Genomic DNA, 8,495 nt, shown 5'->3' with positions numbered 1-8,495 from the left:
GAGCAGGATGCAGCAATCAGCGTATAGAACAAGCTCTAACGGGCAGTATGAACAAAATAGCAACTTTATTTCACCCGAAAATATACGGTGGAACAATGTTGCTTACTCTAAACTCTAGACCGGTAAGATACGCGCGTATTTTCCACAGCAGCCAGACCATGAGCCCGAGCAACAACAGCAGTCCTAGCAACCTCGACAGATGTAGATAATCATTCAGCAGATGATCGAGAGAACGCCACAATACCGTCGTCAGGCTGAATCCCGCCAGCATGGCCAGCAGCAAAACAGCGCTGAGTGCGGCATACAGTTCAGGATAGAATCCCCGCCGCCAGCCCCGCAGGAGGCACCAGCACAGATAGAGCAGAATCACCCAGTCGAACAGGGTTGTCGGAAGCCAGGCAGCCATCACTCGAAAAGGACAGACAGGGCCTGGGACAGACGCTGCACCGGAATCACTTCGATACCCTTGACGGGTCTGCGCGGCTTGTTGGCCGCAGGCAGCAGGATGCGGGTAAAACCGTGCTTGGCAGCCTCACGCACCCGGTCTTCACCGCTGGGTACCGGCCGGATCTCGCCAGCCAGTCCCACTTCGCCAAAGGCTGCCAGTCCCTGGGGAAGGGGCCGGTCACGGAAGCTGGACAGCACCGACAGCAGTACCGGCAGATCGGCCGCGGTCTCGGTCACACGCACGCCACCGACGACATTCAGGAACACATCCTGATCCACCAGCCCTATACCACCATGGCGGTGCAGCACGGCCAGCAGCATGGCCAGGCGGTTCTGCTCCAGTCCCAGCGCCACACGCCGGGGATTGCCCAGAGAGCTCTGATCCACCAGCGCCTGCACCTCCACCAGCAGGGGGCGGGTGCCTTCCCGGGTCACCAGTATGGCGCTGCCGGCGATCTGTTCCTCATGGCGGGACAGAAAGATGGCTGACGGGTTGCTGACCTCTTTCAGTCCCTTGTCGGTCATGGCGAACACACCCAGTTCGTTGACCGCACCGAAACGGTTCTTGATGGCGCGCACCAGCCGGATCTGGCTGCCTGCCTCACCCTCGAAATAGAGCACCGTGTCTACCATGTGTTCCAGCACGCGGGGGCCGGCCAGCGCCCCTTCCTTGGTGACATGCCCCACCAGGAACAGGCTGATACCTGTCTGCTTGGCGAAACGCACCAGCTGAGCCGCAGATTCGCGCACCTGGGCCACGGCACCGGGCGCGGACTGCAGCTGTTCCGAATAGAAGGTCTGAATGGAGTCCATGACCATGACACTGGGACGGTGCTTCGCCGCCAGGGTCAGTATCCGCTCCACACAGGTTTCCGTGAGCAGTTGCAGCCTGTCCACGGGAAGCCCCAGGCGCGCGGCCCGCAGACTGATCTGCTCCGCAGATTCCTCACCGCTCACATAGAGAGGCTCCATATACTCCGAAAGACTGGCCAGCGCCTGGATCAGCAGGGTGGATTTACCGATGCCGGGATCACCACCGATGAGCACCACAGACCCCTGCACCAGACCGCCACCCAGCACCCGGTCCAGCTCCGGCAATCCCGTCGCGGTGCGGCGGGTCTTTTCCATATCCACATTGGACAGGGGACGGATCATCGCTGCCGCAGCATCACCGCTATAACCGGCGAAACGCGGAGCTGCAGCCTTGCCTGACTCTACCGCCGATTCTTGCAGCGTGTTCCAGGCCCCGCAGTCGGCGCATTGCCCTGCCCATTTGGGAAAGCTGCCGCCACATTCACGGCACACGTACAATGTCTTTTCCCTGGCCATCAGCGCAGCCTTCTGCGTACCCGCGCCGTGATACCGCAGAAAAGGGTATAGGGGATGGTTTCGGCCGCTTCGGCAATGACACGGGCTGGCAGCCCCCTGCCCCAGAGGATCACCTCGTCACCGACCCGCGCCCGGGGCTGGGTGCGCAGATCCACCATCAGGGTATCCATGGAAACCCGTCCCACCAGGGGCACCTCGGCGCCGTTGATCAGCACAGGGGTTCCGGAAGGCATTTCCCTGGGATAGCCATCCCCATAACCGGCAGCCACCACGCCCATGGGCAGGGTTTCGGGTGCCTGCCAGATGCCGCCGTAACCGACAGGTTCACCCTTTTGAACCGTCTTGGTGGAAATCAGGCGGGCGCAGAAAGTCATGGCCGGTTGCAGTTCATCCGCCAACACGGAAAAAGGCGAGGCACCGTAGAGCATGATGCCCGGCCGCACCCAGTCGGCATGGGTGGACGGCCAGCCCATGATGCCTGCGGAATTGGCGATGGAAAGGGGCAGATCCAGATCGGCTGTGGCTTCCCCGAAGCGCTGCACCTGCAACTTGGTCATCTCGTCACCCAGGTCATCGGCATTGGCAAGATGAGTGAGCACGCCCGCGATACGGGATACCCCAGGCAGTGCCTCGAGCCGGGTGAGGACTTCCTTTGTCCGGGAAGGTGAAAAGCCCAGGCGGTTCATGCCGGTATCGAGCTTGAGCCACACCGGCACGGATTCGCTCAGGCGGACATTCTCGAGAAGCTGCAGCTGGGCATCGTGATGCACCACCAGCTCCACCTGCTGCTTCGCGGCCTGCGCCAGTTCTTCGGCATCATGAGCCCCGGCCAGCACCAGCAGTGGCTTGTCCACACCGGCTTCACGCAACTGCACCGCCTCTCCCACCCGCGCCACGGCAAAGGCATCGGCATCCTGCAGGGCATCCGCCGCAAGCAGCACACCGTGACCATAGGCATCAGCCTTGATCACGGCCATCACCCTGGCATTTGGCGCATGCCTGCGCACGACCGCCAGGTTGTGCCGCAGGGCGCCGGCGTCGATTTCAATCCAGGGGGAAAAAGGCATCGGGTGGGAAAATCTCAGTGTACGGGGTCGCCATACACCGGATTGATGTAGTTCTCGAACTTGGTGAACTGGCCGAGAAAGGTCAGACGCACCGTACCGATGGGACCGTTGCGCTGCTTGCCGATGATGATTTCTGCCATTCCCTTGTCCGGGCTTTCCTCGTTGTAGACTTCATCGCGGTAGATGAACACCACGAGATCGGCATCCTGCTCGATGGCGCCGGATTCACGCAGGTCCGACATGATGGGGCGCTTGTTGGGGCGCTGTTCCAGACTGCGGTTGAGCTGGGAAAGGGCGACCACGGGCACATTCAGTTCCTTGGCCAGCGCCTTGAGGCTGCGGGATATGGTGGAGATTTCATTGGTGCGGTTTTCGCCACCACCGGGAATCTGCATCAGCTGCAAATAGTCGATGACGATCATTCCCAGCTTGCCACCCTGTTCCCGCATCAGGCGTCTCGCCCTGGCGCGGAGGTCCGTGGGGCTGAGCGCCGGGGTATCATCAATGAAAAGCTTGGTCTGATTGAGAATATTGATGGCGGAGGTCAGACGCGGCCATTCGTCATCTTCCAGCTTACCGGTGCGGATGCGATGGCCATCGATACGGCCCAGCGAGGAGATCATGCGCATGGTCAACGCCTCGCCGGGCATTTCCATGGAGAATACCGCCACCGGCAGACCGGACTTGATAGCCGCGTTTTCGGCGATATTCATGGCGAAGGTGGTCTTTCCCATGGAAGGCCGGCCGGCCACGATGACCAGATCGGCAGGCTGCAGCCCGGAAGTCTTTTCGTCGAAATCATCAAAACCGGTACTGATGCCGGTAATGGGATCGTCGTTGCTCTGCAGCTCCTCGATACGGTCGATAGCCTTGACCAGTAGTCCCTTGATGGCCTGAAAGCCCTCGCCTTCCTTCTGCCGCTGCTCGGCAATCTTGAATACCTTGGTCTCGGCGTTGTCCAGCAATTCGGCAACCTTGCGTCCTTCCGGGCGGAAACCGCTTTCTGCAATCTCGGTGCCCACGCGAATCAGCTGCCGGGTGACCGAATGTTCCCGCACGATATCGGCATAGGCGCGTATATTTGCCGCGCTGGGTGTGTCTTCCGCCAGAGAGGCCAGATAGGGCAAACCTCCCACATCCTCCAGCTCCTCGCGCCGCTCCAGTTCTTCCGCCAGGGTAACCACATCGAAAGGCTTCTGTTCTTCGGCAAGAATACTGATGCAGGAGAAAATCAGCTGATGCTCACGGCGGTAGAAGTCTTCCGTGCCCACCCGGTCCGCCACCTGGTCCCAGGTGCTGTTGTCCAGCATCAGGCCACCGACGACAGACTGTTCCGCCTGCACCGAATGAGGGGGGATGCGCAGCTGCTCCACTTCCTGATCCGCTTCCGGATAGTCGGGAATGGGCTCGGACAAAGAGGGATCAAACGACATGCTGGAAGGTTACAGAAAAATACGCAGCTTGAGAACAGCGCAGCAATAAAAAAACAAAAAGCCACGACAAGACAATGCCTTATCGCGGCTTTTTAATTCAGAACAAGAGAATTGCCGTCAAACTCCAGCGGCAACACTCAAATCTGCACGGGACACCCGGTCTGCCGGATCACTCTTCTGCGACGATGACCACTTTCAGGGTGGCATTCACGTCAGGATGCAGATGCAGAACCACGTCAAAATCACCCGTGGCGCGCATGGGTCCGTCCGGCAGGCGGATCTCGTTCTTTTCGATCGCCACACCGGCTTCGGTGCAGGCGCGGGAAATATCCGCGGTGCCCACAGAACCGAAGAGCTTGCCCTCTTCACCCGCCTTGTGGCTGATGGTGACGCCTTCCAGCGCTTCGACAGCGGCTTTCCTGGATTCGGCCACGGACAGTTTTTCTGCCGCATCTTTTTCCAGCTCAGCCCGACGTTTCTCGAATTCGACGAGATTGTCCTTGGTGGCAGGAATCGCCTTGCCACCGGGAATCAGAAAATTACGGCCATAACCTGGCTTGACCGCCACCTTGTCACCCAGATCACCCAGGCCACTTATTTTGTCCAGAAGAATCACTTCCATTTTACTAGTACCTCATTAGGTCTCTTACTCGCCGCCGCTGGGCTTGCGAGCCCGGACTCTCGCCCGAAAATTCAACCAGCCATCAGCAAAGCCTGCTGCGGATACCGCGGTAAAACTCGCCGGCATGCCAATGACCAACAATATATAAAAACCGAGCAACCACCCCTGGTTGGCCTTGAACTCCTGCACCAGGCCATGTACCAGGGCTACGCCCTGCAAAAAGAAAGCTGTCATACCCACTAGCGCCAGCTGTGACGCCAGGCCGGGTTTGTCCGACAGACTGCCGATCACCAGCAGCACAGGCACCAGGATCAGCAGCCAGTACCCCAACCGCAGTTCCCGCAGTTCTTTGGCAAAACCACCCGGATTGTACAGGCTGGCCTGCCAGCTTCTCGCCAGAAAAAGAGACAGGGCCAGTTGTAAAAACCAGGCTGCCCCCATTCCTCCGGCCATCCACGGCGCCATTTCTGTCACCATGAGCTTGCGGTCTGCATCGCTGACCACATTCGGGTCCATCATCTGGGCACTGTATTCGTCCAGAATGCCGAACCAGAACTTCGGTACGTCATCGAGCACGAGATACTGCATGCCAATCAGCAAGGCTCCCAGTATCACAGCCACTTCGAGCACCAGCCGAAGGGAGCGCGTTGCCCGCAACAGCTCGCCCAGCACCAGCATGGGCACCCACAGCAACAGGCCGGCAATGGCGAGTGACAGCGGCTGCCCGAAGATCAGCAGTCCCAGGGCGGACAATGCCACCCCCCCCAGCACCGTGATCAGGAGCCCTTCACGGACGCCGTTCCTCAGTACCACCAGGGCGATCACCGCCGAGCTGGCTATCCCCAGAGGGGTGATCAGCAGCGCCAGCACGGTAAACACGGCGGCTACCATGACGGCCTGCATGCGGCCTTTCATGATGAAGGTGGCCAGCGCCTTCATCGGTCTTTCTTTACAGCGGCAACGGCAGACTTCCTGTCCGCCGGCTGCAAAATCCACAGAGAGTTATTCACTCTATTTTCCTTGAATAACAAAGCAATAAATTACTTTGTTAAATCACTACAGGAAGTTATTTGTGGGAATCGGTAAAAGGCATCAGTGCCAGAAAACGCGCACGCTTGATGGCGGTTGCCAACTGGCGCTGATACTTGGCGCTGGTGCCGGTAATGCGGCTGGGCACGATCTTGCCCGACTCGCTGACATACTGCTTCAGCAGCGCGAGATCCTTGTAATCGATCTCGGTGATGCCTTCCACAGTAAAACGGCAATACTTTCTACGACGCATGTAACGTGACATATCTATATCCTCCCGTTATCCGGCTGCAACTTCAGGCGCTGCTTCTTTCTCATCGGCCTTGGCCAGCAGAGAGGGTTCAGTCAGGGCATCATCACGACGGATGGTCAGGTGACGAATCACTGCATCATTGAAACGGAAAGCGGTTTCAAGATCCTTCAGAGTCTTGCTTTCGCATTCGATGTTCATCAGCACGTAATGTGCCTTGTGCAGTTTGTTGATGGGGTAGGCAAGCTGACGGCGGCCCCAGTCTTCCAGGCGATGAATCTGCCCACCATCTTCTTTGATGCTGGCGATATAACGCTCGGTCATGGATGGCACTTGCTCGCTCTGGTCCGGATGGACCATGAAAACGATTTCATAGTGTCGCATTGTAGCTCCTTATGGCTAGTAATCAGCCTCCTGCGCGGGCAGTGAGGCAAGGAGGATCGACCCGAAAACCGATCAGGAGCGCGGATTCTAGGAGAATATCAGCAGGATTTCAAGCTTTTTCAAGTGTTTGGGGAAATACTTCCTGGTTAGACATTTTGTCTAAGTCCTGTGGATCAGGAAGGAAGCCTGGCATAGCCCTGATTGGCCTCCAGATATTCCTGCAGCTCATGTGCAGGCACAGGTCTTCCCAGGAAGTAACCCTGAATTTCGTCGCAGCCCTGTGATCGCAGCAGTTCAAACTGTTCCACGTTTTCCACGCCTTCGGCAACAACACCCATTTCGAGGTCATGCGCCATGGTGATGATAGCGGACGTGATGGCGGTGGAACCGGTGCGGACATGCAGCTCGGAAACAAAAGAACGGTCAATCTTGAGCCGGTCGAAATGGAAGCGGGTCAGATAACTCATGGCACTGCACCCCGTGCCAAAATCATCGATGGTTACACCTATCCCCATGGCCTGTATCTGCTTGAGGACATGCTCTACCAGCCGGTCGTTGGAAAGCAGCAGGTTTTCAGTGATCTCGAAATCCAGGAATTCCGGGGCAAAACCGGTCAGTTTGAAAATGCGTTCGATTTTTTCGATGAGCTTGGGGCTGCTCATCTGCCGGGGTGAAAAATTGAATGACAGGCGCAGCGAGAACCCCTGTTGACGCCATTGTTCGAGCTGGACACAGGCCTTGTACAACTGCTGATACCCCATCTCGGCAATCAGCCCAATACGCTCTGCAACGCTGATGAACTCGTCTGGAGGAATATAGCTGCCGTCGGCATCCCTGAGCCTGGCCAGCGCCTCAACACCCGTAACCTTCAGGGTGGATACCTCGATCAGCGGTTGATAGAAAACCTCGAAGCGCCCGGAATCCAGGGCCTGATGAAGCTGGGCCTCTATCACCAGCGCACGGTTGGCCCGGTCCTGCATGCCAGGCTCATAGTAAATGATCTGACCACCACCCTCATCTTTCCCCGCATGCATGGCGGCGTATGAGCAGTTCAGGATCATCGCCATGCTCAGGAAACATACTGACTCCCAGGGTCACAGACACACGGACATCCCCCTCAGAAAGATGTAGGGGGCGGGCGAACAGAGCGAAAGATCAGCCCTACCATGTCTTCGAGGGAGCGGTCGATCTTGTGTTCCTCCAGGACAAGCAGGAATTCATCACCGCCGATATGGCCGATATCCACCTTCTCGCCGAGAAAATCACTGAGCTTGTCGGCCACGGCCTGCAAAAGATGATTTCCCACTTCGATGCCACGCGCTTCATTGATCTTGGAAAAATAGTCGATATCCAGATACACAACGGCCAGCGACTTGCCATTCATGGAAGCTCTGGCGAGCGCATTCCTGAGACGCTTTACGATCAGATCCTGATTCGGAAGATCGGTAAGCACATTGTGCGTTTCCCTGTGGGTGACTTCGCTGGCCAGTGCATGCTCCTTGGTGACATCACTCAGCACCATCACCGTTGTCCGTCTGTCACCGTTCCCCCCGGGCACGGTACTGAGAGCCACACTGACCTGGTATTCGTCACCCTGTGAATTCTTCAGCGCCAGCACATGATGGAAGTCGGCATGTTCACCGGCCAGATAGTGCTGCAGGGAGAAACGCCGGCCATTGTCTGAATACACCAGGCGAAACACATCGTCCACATCTTTTCCCTCGGCTTCCACAGACGACATTCCGGAGAGCTTTTCCGCCATGGGATTGAATTTGAGGATATGTCCGCGCTCATCGAGGCGAATGACTGCTTCGCCGATGGCCGTCAGCGCCGTTTGCGAAAGCCGTCTTTCCTCGAACAGCACGCGCAGCAGCTTTCTGAGCAGATGCCCGTTGGCCGCAAGGAAAAACAGCACGATACTCACCAGCATCACC

10 protein-coding genes are annotated in these 8,495 nt (G+C 57.8%); all 10 read right to left on the bottom strand.

Features of this window, described 5'->3' with window-relative positions:
• Positions 1–70: 70 nt before the first annotated feature.
• Complete coding sequence (locus ACOCD2_RS07840; RefSeq protein ID WP_293646035.1) at positions 71–406, bottom strand: hypothetical protein; 336 nt, start codon at positions 404–406, stop codon at positions 71–73.
• Positions 406–1,776: a DNA repair protein RadA gene (gene radA, locus ACOCD2_RS07835; RefSeq protein WP_293646037.1), complete on the bottom strand. Its 1,371-nt coding sequence runs from the start codon at positions 1,774–1,776 to the stop codon at positions 406–408. Before radA ends, ACOCD2_RS07840 begins: the two co-directional genes overlap by 1 nt.
• Positions 1,776–2,843, bottom strand: a complete 1,068-nt coding sequence (gene alr, locus ACOCD2_RS07830; protein ID WP_293646039.1) for an alanine racemase — start codon at positions 2,841–2,843, stop codon at positions 1,776–1,778. Before alr ends, radA begins: the two co-directional genes overlap by 1 nt.
• A 14-nt stretch (positions 2,844–2,857) precedes the next feature.
• Complete coding sequence (gene dnaB, locus ACOCD2_RS07825) at positions 2,858–4,276, bottom strand: replicative DNA helicase (RefSeq protein ID WP_293646041.1); 1,419 nt, start codon at positions 4,274–4,276, stop codon at positions 2,858–2,860.
• 169 nt (positions 4,277–4,445) lie between these two features.
• Complete coding sequence (rplI, locus tag ACOCD2_RS07820) at positions 4,446–4,898, bottom strand: 50S ribosomal protein L9 (RefSeq protein WP_293646043.1); 453 nt, start codon at positions 4,896–4,898, stop codon at positions 4,446–4,448.
• Between the two features lie 24 nt (positions 4,899–4,922).
• Positions 4,923–5,837 carry a DUF2232 domain-containing protein gene (locus ACOCD2_RS07815; RefSeq protein WP_293646045.1) on the bottom strand — a complete coding sequence of 305 codons (915 nt, stop codon included), beginning with the start codon at positions 5,835–5,837 and terminating at the stop codon, positions 4,923–4,925.
• Positions 5,838–5,964: 127 nt separating this feature from the next.
• Positions 5,965–6,192 (bottom strand): 30S ribosomal protein S18, encoded by a 228-nt coding sequence (gene rpsR / locus ACOCD2_RS07810; protein WP_293646047.1) that lies wholly within the window; start codon positions 6,190–6,192, stop codon positions 5,965–5,967.
• A 15-nt stretch (positions 6,193–6,207) separates the two neighbouring features.
• Positions 6,208–6,561, bottom strand: a complete 354-nt coding sequence (gene rpsF / locus ACOCD2_RS07805; protein WP_293646049.1) for a 30S ribosomal protein S6 — start codon at positions 6,559–6,561, stop codon at positions 6,208–6,210.
• Positions 6,562–6,734: 173 nt separating this feature from the next.
• Positions 6,735–7,622 carry a putative bifunctional diguanylate cyclase/phosphodiesterase gene (locus tag ACOCD2_RS07800; protein WP_293688124.1) on the bottom strand — a complete coding sequence of 296 codons (888 nt, stop codon included), beginning with the start codon at positions 7,620–7,622 and terminating at the stop codon, positions 6,735–6,737.
• Between the two features lie 56 nt (positions 7,623–7,678).
• Positions 7,679–8,495 (bottom strand): diguanylate cyclase domain-containing protein (locus tag ACOCD2_RS07795; RefSeq protein WP_293652480.1); only part of this gene is annotated, 817 nt, incomplete at its 5' end.

The sequence above is a fragment of the Thiolapillus sp. genome, assembly GCF_048562965.1.
In the GTDB taxonomy this organism is placed as follows: Bacteria; Pseudomonadota; Gammaproteobacteria; order Chromatiales; family Chromatiaceae; genus Thiolapillus; species Thiolapillus brandeum_A.
Note: the sequence above shows the minus strand (reverse complement) of the source record. Positions and strands in the feature narration are given on the sequence as shown.